The following is a 19,532-nucleotide window of genomic DNA, read 5'->3' as shown; positions in this document are numbered from 1 at the left end:
TAGCACATTGTTGATAGACTGCGGTCTTGCGGCTTGCGGTGTATGAATCAGATTGGGAGTTCACGGTAGCGATGCTTAGAAGGTCGATTAGTTCCTCCACTCAACTGGCGACAACTGTACCAACAATTTCCTACAGACGAGCGACCGTACAGGAAACGGGGATTATCTGAACACCTACATTAGAACTAATTCTAGCCCTAATAATGGGCCCATCCGTCTTTAGTTAAGCCTCACACCTCGGTTGTGTAGCAGTAGCGAGCGTCTCTTGTAAGATTGGTCGTCGCTTGTGGATCTTTTGAGCGTCTTCGATCAGCCGGTCGAGCAGCGGCGGTGGTGAGTAGCCGAGGAACTCACCGAGTTCGTGGAGAATGAGCTGGGCGTGCGACCGAAAGGTCGCCGCCCAGCGCTCTGTCGGAAACACAAGCTCATCATCCGCCTGCTCAGTGACTAGGTCCAACAGATCGCGGCTTACAAGCAGCGACAGCAGCGCTGCGTACAATAAGATCCTCACCACGTGTTCGTCACTCGTGTCGAACTCGTCCAACTCGTACTGCGTCTTCAGCTCCCGGAACAGCAACTCAACTTCCCACCGACAGCGGTAAATCTCCGCTAAATCCGCCGGAAAGAACTCCTTCCTCGCTAAATTCGTCATGTACAGGTGGTAGTCGTCGGCGTCCTCGTCGCGGACGCCGACGACGCGAAATCGCTTCGTATCCAGCGACTGTGTCCCATTGTACGGCCCTCGTTTGAACTCTACTTCGACTTCTACATCGATGTACTTCCGATCGAGATCGTCGAGAACAGCTCGGAGCTGCTTGCCCTCTAAGGGAATGGCGCGGCCGCGCCATTCCCGTAATTCTGCCGTAATCACCGGATTCGCGTTCTGCTTCAGCCGACTCACGAAGTAGCCGTCGTTTTCGTCGATCAGCGCAAACCGGCGGTACTTGAAGTAGGCGAGATCGAACAGCATGAGGCGATTCTCAAGCCACGGCCCTGTTTTGAACAAGGTGCTGTCGTGCGTTTTCTCGTTAGCAGTATCGAGCTGTTCAATCGTCTGCTCTGTGGCATTGTGGAGCAGGTGGAGCTTCGCTCCAGCCTGCTCCTCGTAGCGGGCTTCGAACTGATCTGAGAGAAATTCGTGTAACCGCAACACCGTTCCATCAGCGATCATCACGTCTCTAAATCGGTCGATATCAGCGTCAACAGCGTTAGGAACAGCGACCTCGTCGAGGCCGCGCTCGACGAGGTCGCGGAGGTACTCCGCAAGCGTCGGTGTCAACCGCTGATAGAATCCACCCGGCGAAATCGTCTCATCGGCAGTAGAGTTGTAACAGCGTCTAAACCCGGCGAGTGTTCGGCTTTCGCCTGCGGCGGAGCCGAACACGAACGCCCAAACGAAGGCAGGGATCTGGAGTTTGCGGTCTCGTTCGACCACGCCAAGTTCCTCGGCGTGCTCTTCGAGGAACTCAGAGGGAAACAGTATAGTGAGCCGACGCATAATCCGGGGTGAGGAGTCCTTGTCGTACACAGACTGGACTTCCTCACTCCTTCCGAAAGATGCCTCGATAAGCCGCCGCTATCACGCGGTTTCTCGCTTAACTAAAGACGGATGCCTCACGAACCACGAAGCGCATCCACTGGTGATTCATTAGCAGCCTTCCATGCGGGATAGATCCCGCTCAGAATACTTGCGACGAGCGCGAAGATGAATCCATACAGGAGGTATCTCGAACTTGACCAAGCTAATGCAAGGGCTGGGTCACCGGCTAACACGTTGAACATCACCACACCGACGACGAGAGATCCAGCAGCGCCGACAAGCCCACCGACCACACCTAAGAATGCGGCCTCGGTCAGTATCATACGGAGTACTTCGCCGCGGCGGACACCCACGGCACGTAACACTCCGATTTCTCCCCGCCGTTCTATTGTGCTCATTAACATGACATTCAAAATGGCAACACTCGCTACGAACAGTGAAATAGAGCCAATACCGAGGAGTGCAAGCTCTAGCGTGTCGGTAAATGAGCTGATGTTCTCTTGGACACTCGCGTAGGTGGTCACACTGAGAACTTCGTCATCGTCCTCGTTGAAGTGCTCCTCTATCGTGGTTGCCGCTTTGGTTGCGGCATCTCCGTCCTCAGCGATGATGGTGACAGAATTATAGTCGTCCTGTTGGTTGAGCGCTGAGAGCGGAAGCACAAGTTCTCCCCCGCCATCAGAACCAAAGCCACTTTGTGAGGCGATGAATCCCCGAATACGGAACAGTTGTCCTTCGTATTCGATTGGATCACCGATCTCCAGCCCGAGTGTCTGGGCAGTACTTTCGGAAATGAGAGCCCCTGTTTCAAGCCGTGTGGGCTCAGCTCCAACAGAGAGATCATATAACGGTGCTGGGTTTGTCAGACCCGTTACCTGAACGTTCGCTTCTTCGCCATTCCGTGCTGAAAGCTCTGTAAAATTCGTTTTTTGCGGAATGACGGTTACCCCTGGCAAGATATCCCGAATCGTCTCAGCTTGCGCATCGGTGATGCCGTCAGTATCGATATCTTCTCCCGGCGAGATGACTGCTTGATCGGTGAGACCACCGAGGCTTGAGGTGGCCTGCTGTTCGAGCGCCACCCCAGCCATACCGAGTGACGCGATCGCAATCACGCCGACCACGATACCCAGCACCGCGAGAGCGGTCCGGGTCCGGTTGCGACCGAGGTTTCGCCACGCCATCAGCACGCTTGGGAAGCGACGAAGAACGCTTGTACGCCCCACTACTGGACCACCCCATCAACAATACGGACAACTCGATCTGCATACTCCACTAGCTGTTCGTCGTGAGTGATCGAGACGACCGCGATGTTCTCTTCTTGTTTCAGTCGGGTTATCTCATCGAGAACCGTCTTCCCAGTGTCTTGATCGAGGTTTCCAGTTGGCTCGTCTGCGAGCAGGATATCGGGTTCATTGATCAGCGAACGGGCGATGGCGACGCGCTGTTGTTGTCCGCCAGAGAGTTCGTCAGGCGTGTGCGTGAGTCGGTCACCGAGACCAACCCGCTCTAGCAGATCGGAAGCACGCTCTCGACGATCAACATCGGTGTCCCACATTGACGGCAGCTCAACGTTCTCCTCGGCTGTGAGCATCGGAAGCAAGTGGAAGTCTTGGAAGACGAATCCAAGCTGTGACCGACGTTCCTCCGTCCGCTCATCCTCATCGAAATCGGTGATGTTGCGCCCGTCAAGGAAAATCTCGCCCGTAGTCGGAGTATCTAACAAACCGATCATGTTGAGCATCGTGCTTTTCCCGCTTCCTGACGGCCCGGTCACGACGACCATCTCACCGCGGTTAGCGTGGAAGTCGACATTTTTCAGCGCCTCGATTGTCTCAGCCTCGGTGTTGTATCGTTTGACTACGTCTCTGAGTTGGATTACACTCATTCACGATTCCACAGATATCGGCCGAGGCCTCCTAGTGTAAGAACAAGCACTACTCCAAGGATTATCGGTAGGAGTGGCAGTCCGGACTGGTTCTGTTCGCCCCCCGAGGTGGCTTCTGGTTGGGTCTGCCCCGCTGCTCCAGTAGTCGCATTGAGTGACGTTACATCGACTGTCTGTGTCTTTGTCACGCGGTCATTGTCAGCGATATACGCGACCCTAATCGGGACTGTATCTCGCTCAACGCTCGCTGTCAGTTCGAACGTCGAAAATTCGCTGGCGTCAACAGACCCAACGAAGTACTCTCCAGACCCACCGGCGGGAGTGATGCCATCTGTCGTCGGGATGCTGATGAGAACCGACTCAACATCGGTGCCACCAATATTCGCTGCCTCACCATCGATCGAGACCGTTGAGCCGCTTGCTGTCACGTCGATACTCGTGAGGCGAATCTCTCCCGTGACCTGCTGGTCGCGTGTTGCTGTCCGCGTTGTTTCGTACTGCTCACCGCGTGCAGTATACGTCGCGGAGAAGTTGATGGTGTCAGTGTCGTACTCTCCGGTGTCGAATGTTACCGAGGTCTCCTCGTCGGGATCGACATCAAACACATCTCTGTTGTCACGCACGCTGTCGTCCGCTGTCGCCGTTATCTCGATGTTAGACAGTTCGACGTTTCCGTAGTTCGTGAAGGTGACCGTGGTCTCATCAGACCCGTTTGAGGTCGTCGACAGCCCACCGTTGATATCGAGTTCTTGTACATCTACTGTCACAGGACTGTAGATGGCACGGAGATTTCCGCCAGATGCGCGTTTAGCAGAAACGTGCGCTTTGAGGTTTTTTTGCCCTGCTTGCTCAAAGGTCGTCGTCATTTTGACGGTGAGGCTTCCACCGGGAGCAAGTGACCCGACATCTTCAACGCGTTCATAGTGCTCTTGATTCGTTCGAAGCATGATACTAGAGACATCAGCGATGCTGTTGCTGCCTTCTTGATTTGTCACTGTGACATTGAATGTCGTCGTTTCACCAACAACCGGATCTTCTGGTGAAGCATCTACAGACACGCTGACTGCCGATTGTTGCGCAGAAGCGACAGTTGCGCCCCCGAATGTCACACATACAATTGTGAGAAGTGTAAGAAAAACTGGCAGCAGCTGTTGCCGTCTCACGAGGATATCACCCGCTTTGGGGCAGCCAGAGCAAGTTGTGTCGGCATGTACCAGCAAATCTCGCACCGAACTGTGTGTTGGAGGGAATGTACCTGCACATCTCATTTAAATCAGTCTGTGGATAAAAAAGCCAAGCCTATGTTGAGCGTTCTTGTATAGGACATTGTTGATGGCTTGCTGTCTTGCGGTTTTGGCCTGTCCCCGGGTGAGCTCTATTCGGCTTAGAGACTCAGCTTTGAACGTTAGCGTCGGCTGTTGAGTGAACGAAGAGGTGATCAATCTCTTCCATCAGGTCGTCGACGCTACGATCATCGTTGTCTCGAACCCACGAGAGAAGGTTGTAAACGGCTTCTTTCAGCGAGTGTTCGAGGTTCGCTCGAAGCGATGACGCTTTCGAGCGAACCGTCCCCAAGGCGCTCGATTCGGGATCAAGACGGACGAGACTGTAGGCAGCCATCAGAAGGTGCCAGTGCTAATGAGTTAGATCAGCTCTGTAAACGAGCGCAGAGATCTAGCGATAGACAGCTTCTACCCTCACTTTACAGATAGTGTGAAACCATCCAACCGTCGTTTATATACTCATCACGAAAACCGTCTTTCTCAGGTGTGTAACCGATGAATTCGGACCCCACCAAATTAATCGAGTGAAACTACGATGAATATGAAAACACGATTAGATTGCCGTACACTTGGTGTACGGATCTCTTAGAGCTTCAATCCTCTTTTGCCGATTAGCTTTCAAACCTTTTCTCAGTCATTACGTTCGAGACGTCCGCTGAGGTCGGTTTGTCCCGGTTCGAGATTCTCGATGGCGTCATCGAGAATCTCTCGCAGGAGTGCAACGAACGCGGGTGAAAACCAGCCGTGGAAGGTTGGATAAGCGAGTTCGTCACAGTCAGCCATTTCGACAAACCGTTCGAGAAATGCCTGAATAGAGCGATCTGATCCAGCAGCGAAACCCAGTGAGAAGGAGTAGAACAACGCGACAGTGTCGAACTTGCGCTCTCGTTGGACGAGATTCGTTGCGCGAGCGCGCTCGCGCAACTCATCAGAGGGAAACGCTCTTTTGATCCGGTCAACAATCACTGAATCCGGTGGTTGGTAACTCACAGCAGCCACCGGGTTTCTCTGACAGGTAGTCCCAACGATATTCAGATCAGCAGACGGCGCTGGCGTGAGGCGTTAAACTACAACGGATGATGAGATAGCAGCGAAATCAGTTCGGGCTAAACACGTACCAGTCTTCGAACGTAGCGGTTCGATCACGCGTCGTGGTCAATATACCCGGCTTCCCATTCAGCCCGAGCTTCAATCTCTCTCGTGCCCCGGCGAGTAGTGCTGTACTCGTTGGTCCGTCGGTCGCGCTGACTCTTTTCGACGAGTCCCTTCTCGACAAGCGTGTCGAGATTGGGATACAGCCGCCCGTGATGGATTTCTTTTTCGTAGTAGTCTTCGAGTTCGTCTTTGATTGCGAGCCCATGTGGGTCATCAAGTCCGGCAACGACGTATAGCAGATCGCGCTGAAAGCCAGTGAGGTCGTACATGTCACAATTTACGTATTCGAGTTTTGAAATACTATCGATCTGGTGACTGCGTGTTATCGAATACGTTTCACACCCTCTACACAGTAATTTTGTCTACTTCATCTTACGCTTGGGTCAGAGAAGTACCGTATCTCCGTCTCCATAGTTGGTGGCTACCGTGGGGCGGATACTACAGCGGAGACCGGATCTCGGTGGAGAGTGTTTTCAGGTCTGCTGTCGCGAGCTCGTCGGTTGCGATAAGGCGAAGTCGGGGGCGACCGATGTCTAGTGGAACTTTTTCAGTCTCGATGAGGCCAGCATCTTCGAGTGCTGATTTGGCCCGTGAGAAGGTCGCTTTCGAAGCGATACCCGTATCCTCTCCCCATTTTGAGACGTCGTAGAGGAGGACTCGTTGCGGGCTGCGAGGATGAGCATGATCTCGACGATACTGAGGTATTCGTTGCTGTTGGCAATCTCTTCAGCGTGTGCGAGGACTTCGTCGAGTTCGGCTGCGATATCGTCGCCGATCTCTTCTCGGAGCGTCTGTTTCACTACTGAGAGGGCGGGTGTCCGGAGGTGATACTGTTCGGAAGCCTCGAATCTGGAGTCGAACTCATCGTAGACTGATGAGACCAGCTCGGGGTCCGAGCTCGAAATACTGTGCTTGTCCATCACAGGAACTACAGTCTCAGATTCGGTTGTGAAGATGGTATTCTGGACTGGCTCTGTGAGTGTTCGGAGGCTGAGTTGCTCCCGGTGGATGAGTTCGGCGATCTTTGAGGCCGTGAGGAAGCTGTAGAGGGCGTCTTTGATTTCATCTGAGTCTGCGAGTAGCCGGACCTTGGGCTGGTCCTCAACCGTTACTGCTTCCTCTGCGAAGGCTGCGATTTGTTCAGAGCGAGGATTGATAAACAATGCTGGCTCCTCTCGTTCGAGAATCATCTGAGTGAAAATGTGTTGTTTGGTCATATTTTGTAATTTTATCGATATGTACTTAACAGATGTGATATCTGAGGATTGGACTACTTTGTCGGTTACGGGATAGATCTGACTATCCGTTTCGAGTACGCTCATAGGAAGCAGATTGTTGGTCGCAGTAGTGACCCTCGATCTGGGGTAATAGAATCCATGGTGGTTGTACAACCGTCATACCACCCAGTCTGTAGATGGGTGACAGACTCGCGCAGTGTATTCAGCAGCGCCCACGAGATCTTCTCAGTTTCTGTCAGTAGTGAGGTGCGAGATACAGAGAGTGTAGATAGCACGGAAACTCCGTTTTTTCTCCATCTAAATCCAGAACTAACCGATAGAACGTGCATGCTGACTCGCTAGTATTCTGTCCCGCTAACCAAGCAGATATACATCTTCTAGAGGGGTTCAGTTCCACTTCCGCGATTTTTAAGTTGTAAAATGGTCATAGAGGTATTGTGTACGAATTGGTCCACCGCTATGCCCCCCACAGCCCCGCTGGTCGAACTGCGATTGCTATCATCGGCGGTTTGCTCGGTGTCCCCGCGTTTGTGCTCGGACTTATCGGACTGAGTGGAAACGTTGCGGCAGGCCTCTTGTTTCTCTTGGTCAGTACAATAATACTCGGAATATCCGGACAGTTAACACTAGGTGTCGTCCGTCAGGCGAATGCGGCTCCAGCATCCAGTCCACAGGACGACCAGCAGATAGACGACGCAAATGAGACACCGATTGAAACGCTTCGACGACGATACGCGGAGGGCGAAATTGACGACGAAGCATTTGAGCGACGTCTTGATCAACTCATCGAAACGGAAGAACCGGAACAGCGAAAGACCGAGAGTGAACGTGTGTTAGAGTAGGTATTTACGCTGACCGAATCGATATATATCGATTTCGTCACTGCGACGTGCCACGTTCGCGCTCTGTATCCAGCACAATCTCGACGAACTATCAGCGACCTCGAATTTCAATCACGCCGTCTCTGGATGTGTTAGAATCTGCGACTGTCGACTGTTTTTAGCGACACTCTGGCTTGTCTCGTTCTGTGGGCTCGCCGCTCGCTGCGGTCGCGACTGCGGTCGTTCTGGCGATGGGCTGTTCGTCGTTGACGCCAATAAGAAGGATCTCAACTGAGTCTCCCGGCTCCATCGGGCGGTCGCCGCTGAAATCGATCGGATACCTGTTTTCGACCCGGAAGAAAGGCTCGTCATCGCCGCGAGCGATGTCGTTCTGGTTCGACTCGACGTACTGCTCACCAATATCTGCCACATCGGTCCCGGTTCCCCCCGCTTGATACCGGTTGTGAGCCATCCGGATCGTCAGTGTCTCACCGACGCCGAAATCGCCGGTACAGAAATCCCCGACATCGCCGTCGTGGAACGTCTGAGCGGTGTCCGCGTCGAAGCGGTTGGGATTCAGGAACCGAACCTGACCGCCCTCGCCGTTGCTACCCTCCCAGCTGACCAGTATCGAACCGACCTCGTCGCCTTGGAAGGTCGGCCCTGCGACGTAGGGCACTCGAACGACATCAATATCTCCGCGGGGGGGATTGCTGTTACCATTGTTCCACCCGCCCCACGATCGGTGTTCGGGCCCGAGCGTCACCTCCGTGTCGCCGAACCCGCGCAGTTGCTGCGGCTCTGGGAGCTCGCTCTCGAAGTCAAGAATAACGACGCTGATGGTAGCAGCGAGTATTACTACGATGGCGACCATAAGAATCGTGGCAACGACGGTCGTAACGCCGCGGTCACGGCTACCGTCCATCGCTCACTCCGGCGCAGGCGACCAGACTGCCACTCATACCAATACAACGGCCTGTTCCGGGGGTATACATTTCGATCCACATATCAATTCTAATATTAGTCATCACTGTCTAGTCACACGCCACATGAGAGTGGGAAATACGCGCTCTATTCAGTATGCCCTGTTGAGATCCTCATGAACTGGAAAATATCGCGTGCTGAATGGAGGGAATGTAGTGACCGGCCCGCGCATTGAACGCTTAGCAGCGTCACCAAGTGACGTACAGGTTGCGGGCCGTCACATCCTCATTCGTTTGGTGAGTGTAATGCGCCTGTCAATGGCGTTCAATTATAGCTGGTATCCACTCAGCGGCGAGTGAGTTAAGCTACGCCGCGCGTTTCAGTATCTGTGGGACCACAACGACCTCGAGACCGGCGAGTACGAGTGCGAACAGACGCGCTACGCCACTAAACACGGTAAACCCGATTACAGCGATAATCGCGGCGTTGATGAACGGAATTCCGTAGTGAAACACCGGTCGTTCGAGTACAGAGGGCATCAGTTTAATCTGTGACAGATCACGAATAAATGTTTATAAGAAGCAACGAGGGTAACTGCGGCGTCGGATCTGTCTCTTACGGGAGTACAAGGAGAAAGTCTCGCGCTTCAGCGCGAGGCGGATGTCAATCGTGACTCCTATCGCTGTAGTTTGTCGAGAAGGCGGTCCAGATATAGTCCTCAGCTACCAGCTGTTTCAGCCTATCTTCTGTTAGAAGGATGAGATTCCAACGAAGTCAGTTGTACAATATTTATTTGCTGGTAGAAATCACTCCATCTTGTGGTTCCATTAGGTTCCCTCTCTCAATCGGCGAGTTGCCCTGATTACTTGGGGACTCGAGTTGAGTAACTCATGGCTCCACACATACACGTTTCAGAGCCATAACTTCACGATCCAGATCAATGTCAACACGCCCTCCATCTGACGATTCAGACGAACAGTCATCCGATGATGAGCTCACCGACTGGCCACCAGGCAACTCGGATCAGCACGAGTCGTCCCCACCGTGGATTCCGCTTGGCATTGTTGGAATCCTTGCTGTTGCCATAGGGTGGTTCTTCCGACCGTGGCTCCATGGACTCATCTACGCGGTGTACACGACGCCGCTACTGCTGTTTGGTATCGTTGCCGGTAGCATCGCTGCGTGGGCCACCGCACGGGCGGGTGGTGGCGTTGAGACGGTCGTCAACGCGCTCACCAGCAATGACCACACGATTACCCCACTTCGTGTCGGGGTAGTCGTCCTCGTGATCACTGCGTTTGCGCTGATGCCCGTCGCCAACGCGGTTGCCGGCGTCACATTGAGCGACCAAACGATGAGCCAGACAGCCACCGTTGAGCGACTCGACGATGTTGATGCCGATAATCCACGTATCGTCACGCGAGCGGTTGCCGATCGGTACGCATCGAACACGCTCAATCGGCCGCAGTACCGCGTCGGTGACACAGACATTAGCGTGGTGAACGGGACTCCCTACTGGGCGGCACCGCTCGCTCCGGACGGCCTGTTCAATAAGATCACCAAACGACAGGCCGGGACCGTCCTCGTCGATATGACAACCCAGCAGGCGAATGTACGGTCCGTTGATGGCGAGCTTGAGACCGGTGTCGGGACGATCTTCCACCGGAACTATCGGTGGGAACTCCTCAAATCGCAGGCGTATCTTGTCGACTACGGTGACCCGAAAATGGTTATTCACAACAATACGCAGTACATTGCCGTCCCGTACTCGGAACCAACATTCCACCTGACGCCGCTTCCGCACTCTACACCACAGTGGGGAGGCGTCGCCGTCATCGATCCAAGCGGTTCGATCGAAACGCTCTCTCCCTCTGAGGCTGTAGCCAGCCCAATTCTCGACAATCAGCAGCTGTACCCTGAGAAGTTGGCGCTTCAGTCGGTCGCTGCGACGAAGTACCGCAACGGAATTCTCAACACCTACACCAGTCACGAAGACGAAATCGAGATCGCACCGCTCCCCGGAGACGAAAATGACCAGCCGTTCTTTATCCTCTCTGAGTCAGGTCCGCAATACGTTGTCGCCGTCGAACCGTACGGCAACGCACAGGGACTTCAAGAGCTGTGGACCATCGATGGTCAAAACGGAACCTTCGAACGGTACGTGCCAGCCGACTCACTGTTCGGCCCACAGCGAGCAGCGGACCTCGTAAGGCAGTCAGCACCACAAACAGATTGGGACCGCTTTACCCCAGCCGAGCCGATCCTTACAGTTATCAACGATCGAGAGTACTGGCAAGTACGCGTCGTCCCTGAGGACAACAGTGGGATCGCATACGTTGCATTTGTCGACGCAAGATCCGGTGACGTCGATTCATTTGAACAGACTGACGCAATCACGCAGTTCCTCGGAGGGGAGACCCCAGTTGAGACACCCACAGAGACGGACCCAACTGACACGACTGCGGGGGCGCCGACAGTCATCGTCCAACGAGTTGCTGAGAACGGCACTGTAATTGAGACCATGACAGTGTACGACGACGAATCGGTCGAGATCCGGACACCAACAAACAGCACTGCTGGCACAGAGAACGCGACCGCTAGAGCGCTAGGAAGCTAGACACAGTTGCGTATACGGAAATTCGAGGCGAAAGCCTCATATTCGCCGCGGGGACGAAGCCGATAACAGGGCAACAACCGCCGAAATTAAGCCACAGCGCATGTCGCGTTGACAGCCCCCTTGTGCTGTAGCGCGAGGCTTTCTCTTTACTGCGTCGCCACTCGGTAGTATTATTACTTGTCAGCAGCCACCTGAAACGATGCCCTCCAAACGGACGTTCGCGAAGCGCGTAGCCGCGCTCGCAGCGACTGGGTTTGGAATCGGTGGACCGATCGACGCTCTGACCTCCGAACCGCCGCCCGACTCGTCCCTCGCGGTTGGCTCGACCGGAGCCACCGTCGAGTCGGACGGCGAGACGCAAAGCGACCAGGCCAGCCCAGGATCCGACAGGCCACGCTCCGCGGTCGCCGCTGGAAGCTACGACCCGGCAGCAACCACGTCAAGTGCCGTCGACACCGTCGTGACAGGCCGGATCGATCCGGCAGTCCTGACAGCGACCGGGCTCCCCAGTGGGATCGGGACTCGGGTTAAACGCCTCCTCGATCGGTACGAGAGCGTGTCGCTTGACGGCGTGCGACAGGCAGCCGGAAGCGCCGCGCTCACTGGGAGAGGACCAGAGGGGTGCGCGGTCGCTGTCGGTGACGTCAACGCGTCGGAGCTCGCTGCGGAACTCGGCGCTGACCCCGATGTGGCCCGCGAGGTGAAAGACGACTCCGGGTTCGCTCGGTTCCGAGCGCGGAACCTAGGGTCGGCGGTCGCCGTCGCGGCGGATGAACTCGTGGTGGCGTACGGCCCAACGCCTGCGGTTGCCGCGACACACCGCGACGCTGGACTCGACGGTGACCGCGGGCGTCGGGCAGGAACGACTACGAGCTTCGGGTCGCTTCCGCCTTTGCTTGACGGGGATGCGACAGTGTGTATCGATCTGGGAGCGGACGCCCGGGAACATCTCAGGAGTCTGCTGGCCGACGCGCCAGTCGAACTCCGAACCGCGGTCGACGCGTCGGCCGCAGTTGGGGCGTCACTCCGTGTGACCGACAAGGGGTCCGAGAGCGGCGGCGCGCCCGGAGATGGTGGCAGCGGCTCAGACGGTCCGAGCGTCGCGTTGCGGTACGGCGCGGTCGCGGACCCTCGTCGACTTGACAGGGAGACAGCGGAGGCGATCGCAAGGGCGGCCCGCGAAGGAGAGACTTCGCTGTCGGACGCGACCGTCACCAGACACGGACGGACCGTGATCGTCGACGCCGCCGCCGAGAGCGAGCTGTTCGCGTCCCACGCGTCGCTGTTCGACGCAGCCGTGGGCGACCCGATCGAGGTGACCGACGCGTGAGCGGCGGCGACGACCGCGGCGGCGTCTACCACGACACCGCCGATCGCGATAGAAATACAGACGTATCGACGGACAAACGCGCATGCGAATCCACGATGACGACGATACAGCACACGACGCCGCGACCGTGGCACCAAACGAGGACGAATCGATGAGTTCCGACGACTCGCCGTCGAGAACACCGGACGACACCGACGACGCGAACGCCGCGGCGGACGATCGGTCGACCGACGCGCGCTCGCCGCCGACCGCCGAGCGATCGACTTCCGGAGACACGAGCGCGACGGGGTTCGATCGGATCGAGACGCGACACGCGGTCGGCGTCGCGGTAATCCTCGCGGTGGCCGCGGGGCTGCTGGTCGCGCCCGGCGTGTACGGCGCCGTCACCGGTCCAGACGGCACCGTCGCTGTGGTCGAAATCGACGGAACCATCGATTCAGCAACGGCCCAACACGTTGAGGACAACCTCCGCGACGCCCGCACGAACGACTCAATCGAAGCGGTCGTCCTTGAGGTTAACAGCGGAGGCGGCCTCCCCGCACAGAGCGAACGGATGTACGCCGCGGTCGACCGCACCGCGTCGGTGATGCCCGTCTACGCCGCCGTCGACACGCTCGGCGCGTCGGGCGCCTACCTCGCGATTGCGCCAGCCGACCGCATCTACGTCGCGCCCTCCGCGCAGGCGGTCGGCAGCGTCGGCGTCGCCGGCACCGCACCGGCCCCAAGCGGTCCCAGCGCCGGGACGACCGGGCCGGACAAACGCGGGAGCGACCCGGACACCCAACGCGAGCGCCGACAGACGCTCGCGAACCTCTTCCTGGAGAACGTGCTCGAACAACGCGGCGAGGAGATCGAACTCGACCGCGAGGCGATCGCCCACGCCGACGCGTACCTTGGCACCGAGGCAGTTGAGAATGGCTTCGCCGACCGGTTTGGGTTCGTCGACGGCGCGGTCGCCGACGCTGCGAGCGAAGCGGGACTCAACGATTACGCGGTCGACACCCGCCGCACCGAGAGCCGCATCCCCGGCGGCATTCCGCTGTTGGAACAAGACGACGGTACGGTCGTCGTCGACGGCTCGAAAAAGCAGTTCGGCGACGGGCTGATACTCGCAGTCGCGCCGCAGGCGTGGGACGAAACTGTCGGCGACGACGTGATCATGACGAGCTACACTGGACAGTTACCTACAGACGGCGACGCAGCGGACGCGATGACTGACGACACGGCCACGGTCAACAGAGGTGACGGTGAATGAACGTCGACCTGCGAACGACGGTCGGCGCGTTCGCGCTGGTCTTCCTCGCGGTCGTCGGCGTCGCCGCCGTCGGCGGCGTCGTCCTTGACGGCGGATCGCCCGAGACTGACGCCGTTGCGGACGACCACTGGCGGTTGGACACGGTCGAGCCGGAAACCGTCAGCGAGGGCGGCGAGGTCGAAATGGAGAGCTCCGAACCGTCGAACACCGTCGTCGTCCACCTCGGCGGCGCGGCGGCTGGACTCGGCGGCAGCGCGCCGGTCCTACCGATCGAAGACGGCGATGCGCCCACGAAAGCGGACATCGGGTCCCTCGGTGGTGTCCGGCGCGGTGTCGCACCGCTAACCGCGGCGCTCGTCGAGAGCGGCCATGAGGTTCGGTTCTATGGAGGAGCCTTCGGCGCGGAACCGCTGCCGTCGCTGCTCTCGGACGCGGACGCGTTCGTCACCACGAGCCCCAGCGCCTTGTCGGCAACCGATACTGACGCGGTTGAGTCGTTCGTCGAAGCCGGCGGTCGGACGCTTGTAACGAGCGATCCGGGCGGCACCGGCGCGCTTACCGACTTCGGCTCGCCGTTTGGCGTCTACGGTAAGGCGGGGTACGTATACGACATGGAGCACAACGACGCGAACTACCTCAGCGTACTCGGCGAGCCGACCGGCTCGGGGTCGCTGACGGAAGGCGTTGAGGAGGCAGTCTTCCGCGGCGCCGCGCCGATCGGCGTGGCCGGTGGATCGACAACGTTCACCACCGCGGAGACGTCACAACTGTCAACGACTCGTGAGACCGGCTCCTACGGGGTCGCAGTCCGTAGCGACTCACTCGCAGTGTTCGGGGACTCGAGCTTCCTCGAACCGGAGAATGCCGGCCGTGCCGACAACGGCGTGCTGATCGGCAACATCGCGGACTTCCTCGTGACCGGACCGAACCCCGACGTGTCATTTGGACCGGGAGCCGGTCCGGGTGGGGCAGTTCCGCCGGGGGCAACGGTCCCACCGGGCGGGACGACGCCGCCGCCTGGACCACCGGAGCCGTCGGGCAACGAGACTGACCCATCCGGCAACGCGACCGCGTAGTCGACGCCGATCTGTAACGGCGTGGTCCAATTAATTTTGGCGTGAGTTCTGATGAACCGCCTCGGGGTCAAGCCTCGGGACACTCGCCTTGTTCATACTGTAGAAACAGCACCGCCATACTAAAACGCAATTCAGTGAAAAGCGCTACTGAGACCCCTACCAACACCCGGTACACCGAGAAGTTCCTTAATATCCTCCTCCGCGTGAACGCAGAGGAAGATATCAATAGGATGGGCTCGTCCCGAAGCCAGTAGCGACGAATAAGTTCTTACGCCAGTTTGTAGTAGACCAATGCCCCGCTTTCTGTCTCTACTTCTTCGGTCGTCACGATTCCTTCCTCAACAAGTTCGGTGAGTGCTTCATCGATGTCATTGACGACAATTGTCGTGGCGGCAACCTTACCGTCGAAATCAATTAGGCCCTCAATGAACGCCCCGAGTGGATTCCACGTCCGACTCATGAACACGGGGATAAAATCAACACCGAGGACGATTTCCCGCTCGGTGAACGCTCTGTCTGGTCGCTCGCTCAAAAACGACCTGATGAGGTCTTTTCAGTTTCGATCGGCCCCCCTCGTCGTTAGCAATCGGCTCGTCACCGCTGGCTTCCACCGTTCCCGATTCGAACTCTTCTTCGGAGATTGGCACTATATCTCGATATATCGGACGACTGGGGTAATTAATTGTCGGACGTACTGAGAGACGCCTCGCATTCATGGCCAGTTAGGTATCTCCCTCAGCCACCTCCAGGTCGGATCCACCGTTACCGATTTGTACCCTCCATACAGAACAACTCTGACAAGTTGCTCGGAGCCTGTTATTATCGACCTGACCGATACAGAGCGTAAGTTTAATACACTATGTAGCAGATTTTATTGAATCCGACTGTTGAGTTTGTTCGTAGTAATATTTAATAAAAATTAAACCGAGAATTAAAAATGCGACTGACGTGGCCATTTTTGTCGGTGAATATCCTTCTAGCAAAACCACTAATAGGCTCATACAGCCTGTAAATGTGTTGGTAATAGCCAACGTCAATAATAGCTGGTTGGAAACTCCCATATGTATGATTAGTAGCACAGCTCCAGCATAAGGAAATCGACGTTTGTCATAACTCAATCCTAACCAATATACCGTCCGTATTCAGCACGACCTCAACGAACTATCAGCGATTACGGATTTCAACACAGTCTTCACAGGATGTGTTAGAATCCGGGATTCGGCTACCGATACGTCCGATCTGACTCTCAAAGAGACTCCTCAGACACCTATCCCACACGATTTTTAGTAGCGCCACCTCGTTAAGCCTACTATGCGACTCGACGACTACCCCGAACGAGACGGGAAGCGGGTCTGGCTCAGCCAGAGCGACGAGAACGACGAGGTCGCAGCGCTCATCGACGAGGCGAAGTCCCCAGAGCAGGAGATCGCGTTTCGGCTCGGCGTTCAGGCCGGGCTCCGTCGCGAGGAGATCGCCAGCGTCACCAGCAACGACTTCACGCACGCTCCCGACGGGTTCCTCCGTGTCTGGAACGACTACGCGAAGCGTGGGAAGTACCGCGAGACGCCGATCCCGAAGGAACTCGCCAGTTCCGTTCGAACGCTCTCGTACGAGCGCGATCCCGACGAGCCGGTCGTTAGCGTTGAGCCGAACTCGATCTACCGCTGGGTGAAGCGAGCTGGCGAGCGTCGGTACGCCGCGACTGGGGATGAAGGATGGACTTACCTCGACGTTCACGACCTCCGGCGTACTTGGGGCGGTCATCTGCTATGGGACTGCGGTGTTCTTCCTGCCGTCGTGATGAGTTGGGGCGGCTGGGAAGACTGGGAGACGTTCAGAAACCACTATCTCGGAGAGATGAGCCCGGCAGCTGCGGAACGCGAGCGCGAGAAGATCTCGTTCGTCTCGGGGAACGTCGAGTCCGACCCGGGTGCGGATCCGGTTTTTGAGCCGACAGTTCAGTCGCGTTCTTTGTACTGATTTATACGCCTAATGGTAGGCCAATTTGTAGATGGCTCTTGCTCAATCTGGCGAAACAACTATTCGATATGTGATATGGGCTGCTACTGACTGCTGAATATAGAGGTTATAGTCAGCATCAGAGCATTGTTATTTCAAATGTAGCAGAATCAGGACTGAAATTGACCTTGTCGATGTCGAGAAATTAATTCATAGTTAGCCAGTAGTTTTTTGATAATAATAACACGTTGTAGACCATGCCGTTCCGTTCTCACCAAGAGATTCAGATTCTCCACGTCGATGATGACCCCTCCATCACGGACCTGACAGGGACGTTTCTCGAACGCGAGGACGACCGCTTCGCTGTCCAGACAGCGACCAGTGCCGATGAGGGGTTGGAGAATATTAATGACCGCCCGCCTGACTGCGTCGTCTCGGACTACAATATGCCCGGCACGGATGGCATCGAATTCCTACAGGCTGTCCGAGAGGAGTATCCCGACCTCCCGTTTATTCTCTTCACCGGCAAGGGCAGCGAGGCAGTCGCCAGTGACGCCATTGCTGCCGGTGTCACCGACTATCTCCAGAAGGGGAGCGGCACCGAACGGTACGAACTCTTGGCCAACCGGATCCGCAACGCCGTTCGGACCCGCCGCGAGGCCGAGCGGGCCGACAGACAAGAACAGTTGATGCGATTGACGGAATTCAACGGTGATACAGGTGGTTTCGAACTGGACACAGAGAGCAATACTGTCGTGCTGACGGCAGGCACCCGGCGAATCATTGGCCGTCGTAACCAACACGAAATGCCTCTGGAGGAGGCGCTGAAACTGTTCCATCCAGACGACCGCGAAGACATCCAGCATACACTCGACAAGGTGCTGGAGACGCGCGAAGAACTGTACGACACATGGCGACTCCAACCGGGTGACGGCGAGGAACGTCTCCTCGATATGACAATTACTCCGGTTGTCGAGAATGGGGGGGAGGTAACGAAGCTCCGGGGGGCCGGTCACGATATTACTGAGCGTGAGGAGCACGAACGGACCGCTCGGCAGCGACAGAAGCAATTATCGCTGTTTTTTGAAGAATCACCACTTGGGGCAGTCCAGTGGGATTCTGAATTCCAGTTTGAACGGATGAACAGACGGGCCGAAGAGATTCTCGGCTACAGTGAGGCAGAGTTGTGTGGCGAGTCATGGGAGGGGATTGTCGCTGGTGACGACCGCGGACAGGTGGGTGATGCTGTAGAAAAACTCCTTGACTCGGACGGCGGAACCCACATGATCAATAGGAACGTCCGGAAGGATGGCGAGGCAATCACCTGCGAGTGGCACAACCGTGTCGTCACCGGCGCAGATGGGGACGTCCAGACGATTTTTTCGAAGTTTCAGGATGTTACCGACCGAGAGCGGCGGAAGACTGAATTAGAAGAGTACGAGACGATTATCGAGGCACTCAGTGATGCGGTGTACGTGCTTGACGAAAAGGGGCAGTTCACGTACGTTAACGACGAGTTGGTGGAATTAGTCGGCTACGACCGGGAAACGATTCTCGGGAACACACCATCGCTGATCAAAGACGAAGAGGCCGTACAACGGGCCGAGCAGGAATTGGGACGGTTACTATCGAGCGATGGCCCGGAAGCGGTAACATTCGAAGTGACGGTTTACCCCCGCGAAGGCGACCCAATCGTCTGCGAAGATCATATGGGCGTCCTTCCGTATGATGGCAAGGAGTTCAACGGGTCGGTCGGCACACTCCGGGATGTCACCGAGCAACGAGAACGTGAAGCCGAACTCCGCCAGACCACCAACCAACTACAGGGTGTTATCGATAGCGTTGAGTCCGCGATGTGGATTCGAAACACCGATCACGAGTACGTGTATATGAATCAATATCATCGGGACCTGTTTGGCATTGCTGACGATACCGACATCGCCGGAAAACGGGCAGCAGATTTACACTCGGCGGAAGTGGCTGAGAAATTTCAGCAGAACGACGAGAGAGTCTATGAGACGAGAGAACAGGTCGAGATCGAAGAGGTCATTCAGACCGACGACGGTCGTCAGTACTTTCTCACCCGGATTGTCCCACTGTTTGACAATGGCTCCGTATACGCCACCTGTGGCATCGCCACCAACATTACTGAGCAGAAAGAGTACGAAGAAAAATTGTAACGACAGAACGAGCGTTTGGAAGAGTTCGCCAGCATCGTCAGCCACGATTTACGGAACCCACTCTGTGTGGCCTAAGGATGGTTGGAACTGATTCGGGACGAGTGTGCGAGTGACCATATCGACGTCGTAGCACAGACATTTGACCGGATGGACGCGCTCATTGAGGACCTGCTGATTCGGGCGCTCAGGTATTCCCGGTCACTCGGAACTGCCCTCGCCTACCGGCGTCTCCTCTTCGATCTCGGCGGTGTCACGGTCGACAGTTA

Annotated in this window: 16 protein-coding genes and 4 pseudogenes; 8 read left to right on the top strand and 12 right to left on the bottom strand. The window is 56.5% G+C overall.

The features are described 5' to 3' along the window. Positions 1 to 223 precede the first annotated feature (223 nt). From EXE41_RS17080 to EXE41_RS17045, 9 genes and pseudogenes are all read right to left on the bottom strand, one after another. Entirely contained in the window at positions 224 to 1,498 is a 1,275-nt protein-coding gene (locus tag EXE41_RS17080) for an IS4 family transposase (protein WP_137691611.1), read from the bottom strand. 116 nt (positions 1,499 to 1,614) lie between these two features. Continuing rightward, the gene (locus EXE41_RS17075) at positions 1,615 to 2,766 is read right to left on the bottom strand and encodes an ABC transporter permease (protein WP_394348117.1); all 1,152 of its coding nucleotides are present in this window, start codon (positions 2,764 to 2,766) and stop codon (positions 1,615 to 1,617) included. After that, on the bottom strand, positions 2,766 to 3,428 hold the full coding sequence (locus EXE41_RS17070; protein WP_089309011.1) for an ABC transporter ATP-binding protein: 663 nt from the start codon (positions 3,426 to 3,428) through the stop codon (positions 2,766 to 2,768). The genes EXE41_RS17075 and EXE41_RS17070 overlap by 1 nt, the downstream gene beginning before the upstream one ends. After that, on the bottom strand, positions 3,425 to 4,537 hold the full coding sequence (locus EXE41_RS17065; RefSeq protein ID WP_158294434.1) for a CARDB domain-containing protein: 1,113 nt from the start codon (positions 4,535 to 4,537) through the stop codon (positions 3,425 to 3,427). Before EXE41_RS17065 ends, EXE41_RS17070 begins: the two co-directional genes overlap by 4 nt. A 283-nt stretch (positions 4,538 to 4,820) precedes the next feature. Further along, positions 4,821 to 5,063: pseudogene (locus EXE41_RS17060) on the bottom strand (IS701 family transposase); the annotation flags it as partial. Between the two features lie 287 nt (positions 5,064 to 5,350). Beyond that, positions 5,351 to 5,710: pseudogene (locus EXE41_RS17055) on the bottom strand (IS4 family transposase); the annotation flags it as partial. Positions 5,711 to 5,853: 143 nt separating this feature from the next. Next, entirely contained in the window at positions 5,854 to 6,135 is a 282-nt protein-coding gene (locus EXE41_RS17050) for a helix-turn-helix transcriptional regulator (protein ID WP_137691609.1), read from the bottom strand. A 169-nt stretch (positions 6,136 to 6,304) separates the two neighbouring features. Then, positions 6,305 to 6,481, bottom strand: a complete 177-nt coding sequence (locus EXE41_RS20055) for a DUF5821 family protein (protein WP_256370423.1) — start codon at positions 6,479 to 6,481, stop codon at positions 6,305 to 6,307. Continuing rightward, positions 6,400 to 7,188, bottom strand: a complete 789-nt coding sequence (locus EXE41_RS17045; protein WP_256370422.1) for a DUF5821 family protein — start codon at positions 7,186 to 7,188, stop codon at positions 6,400 to 6,402. Before EXE41_RS17045 ends, EXE41_RS20055 begins: the two co-directional genes overlap by 82 nt. A 353-nt stretch (positions 7,189 to 7,541) precedes the next feature. On the opposite strand from EXE41_RS17045, the gene EXE41_RS17040 reads away from it, so the two are divergent. Then, positions 7,542 to 7,946: an SHOCT domain-containing protein gene (locus tag EXE41_RS17040; RefSeq protein WP_137691608.1), complete on the top strand. Its 405-nt coding sequence runs from the start codon at positions 7,542 to 7,544 to the stop codon at positions 7,944 to 7,946. Between the two features lie 157 nt (positions 7,947 to 8,103). Here the strand turns inward: EXE41_RS17040 and EXE41_RS17035 are convergent, their stop codons facing one another. Further along, the gene (locus EXE41_RS17035) at positions 8,104 to 8,850 is read right to left on the bottom strand and encodes an archaellin/type IV pilin N-terminal domain-containing protein (RefSeq protein WP_137691607.1); all 747 of its coding nucleotides are present in this window, start codon (positions 8,848 to 8,850) and stop codon (positions 8,104 to 8,106) included. Positions 8,851 to 9,214: 364 nt separating this feature from the next. Next, the gene (locus EXE41_RS19420) at positions 9,215 to 9,388 is read right to left on the bottom strand and encodes a hypothetical protein (protein WP_199240898.1); all 174 of its coding nucleotides are present in this window, start codon (positions 9,386 to 9,388) and stop codon (positions 9,215 to 9,217) included. A gap of 401 nt (positions 9,389 to 9,789) precedes the next feature. Here EXE41_RS19420 and EXE41_RS17030 point away from each other — a divergent pair, with 401 nt between their 5' ends. The 4 genes from EXE41_RS17030 (at position 9,790) to EXE41_RS17015 (ending at position 15,127) form a co-directional block, all read left to right on the top strand. After that, positions 9,790 to 11,466, top strand: coding sequence for a hypothetical protein (locus EXE41_RS17030; protein ID WP_137691606.1), 1,677 nt, complete (start codon positions 9,790 to 9,792; stop codon positions 11,464 to 11,466). A gap of 199 nt (positions 11,467 to 11,665) precedes the next feature. Beyond that, complete coding sequence (locus EXE41_RS17025) at positions 11,666 to 12,796, top strand: hypothetical protein (RefSeq protein WP_137691605.1); 1,131 nt, start codon at positions 11,666 to 11,668, stop codon at positions 12,794 to 12,796. Between the two features lie 151 nt (positions 12,797 to 12,947). Next, positions 12,948 to 14,051: a S49 family peptidase gene (locus tag EXE41_RS17020; RefSeq protein WP_137691612.1), complete on the top strand. Its 1,104-nt coding sequence runs from the start codon at positions 12,948 to 12,950 to the stop codon at positions 14,049 to 14,051. Next, positions 14,048 to 15,127 (top strand): hypothetical protein, encoded by a 1,080-nt coding sequence (locus EXE41_RS17015; RefSeq protein ID WP_137691604.1) that lies wholly within the window; start codon positions 14,048 to 14,050, stop codon positions 15,125 to 15,127. The genes EXE41_RS17020 and EXE41_RS17015 overlap by 4 nt, the downstream gene beginning before the upstream one ends. 268 nt (positions 15,128 to 15,395) lie before the next feature. Here the strand turns inward: EXE41_RS17015 and EXE41_RS17010 are convergent, their stop codons facing one another. Then, complete coding sequence (locus tag EXE41_RS17010) at positions 15,396 to 15,659, bottom strand: hypothetical protein (RefSeq protein ID WP_137691603.1); 264 nt, start codon at positions 15,657 to 15,659, stop codon at positions 15,396 to 15,398. Positions 15,660 to 16,438: 779 nt separating this feature from the next. Between EXE41_RS17010 and EXE41_RS17005 the strand changes: the two genes are divergently transcribed. The 3 genes and pseudogenes from EXE41_RS17005 to EXE41_RS20050 form a co-directional block, all read left to right on the top strand. Then, entirely contained in the window at positions 16,439 to 17,107 is a 669-nt protein-coding gene (locus tag EXE41_RS17005) for a site-specific integrase (RefSeq protein ID WP_137691602.1), read from the top strand. Between the two features lie 236 nt (positions 17,108 to 17,343). Continuing rightward, a pseudogene (locus EXE41_RS17000) lies at positions 17,344 to 18,876 on the top strand (PAS domain S-box protein); the annotation flags it as partial. A gap of 36 nt (positions 18,877 to 18,912) precedes the next feature. Further along, positions 18,913 to 19,449 (top strand): annotated as a pseudogene (locus EXE41_RS20050) (PAS domain-containing protein); the annotation flags it as partial. Positions 19,450 to 19,532 lie beyond the last annotated feature (83 nt).

The organism is Halorubrum sp. SD690R (genome assembly GCF_005435035.1).
Classification (GTDB): Archaea; Halobacteriota; Halobacteria; order Halobacteriales; family Haloferacaceae; genus Halorubrum; species Halorubrum ezzemoulense.
The sequence above is the reverse complement of the archived record's forward strand: the minus strand, read 5'-3'. Positions and strand labels throughout refer to the sequence as shown.

Bases quoted from the DNA above. Each gene is read 5' to 3' on its own strand.
- EXE41_RS17045 (WP_256370422.1), bottom strand. From the start codon at position 7,188: ATGAGCGTACTCGAAACGGATAGTCAGATCTATCCCGTAACCGACAAA.
- EXE41_RS17025 (WP_137691605.1), top strand. From the start codon at position 11,666: ATGCCCTCCAAACGGACGTTCGCGAAGCGCGTAGCCGCGCTCGCAGCG.
- EXE41_RS19420 (WP_199240898.1), bottom strand. From the start codon at position 9,388: ATGCCCTCTGTACTCGAACGACCGGTGTTTCACTACGGAATTCCGTTC.
- EXE41_RS17020 (WP_137691612.1), top strand. From the start codon at position 12,948: ATGAGTTCCGACGACTCGCCGTCGAGAACACCGGACGACACCGACGAC.
- EXE41_RS17080 (WP_137691611.1), bottom strand. From the start codon at position 1,498: ATGCGTCGGCTCACTATACTGTTTCCCTCTGAGTTCCTCGAAGAGCAC.
- EXE41_RS17015 (WP_137691604.1), top strand. From the start codon at position 14,048: ATGAACGTCGACCTGCGAACGACGGTCGGCGCGTTCGCGCTGGTCTTC.
- EXE41_RS17070 (WP_089309011.1), bottom strand. From the start codon at position 3,428: ATGAGTGTAATCCAACTCAGAGACGTAGTCAAACGATACAACACCGAG.
- EXE41_RS17005 (WP_137691602.1), top strand. From the start codon at position 16,439: ATGCGACTCGACGACTACCCCGAACGAGACGGGAAGCGGGTCTGGCTC.
- EXE41_RS17030 (WP_137691606.1), top strand. From the start codon at position 9,790: ATGTCAACACGCCCTCCATCTGACGATTCAGACGAACAGTCATCCGAT.
- EXE41_RS17035 (WP_137691607.1), bottom strand. From the start codon at position 8,850: ATGGACGGTAGCCGTGACCGCGGCGTTACGACCGTCGTTGCCACGATT.
- EXE41_RS17050 (WP_137691609.1), bottom strand. From the start codon at position 6,135: ATGTACGACCTCACTGGCTTTCAGCGCGATCTGCTATACGTCGTTGCC.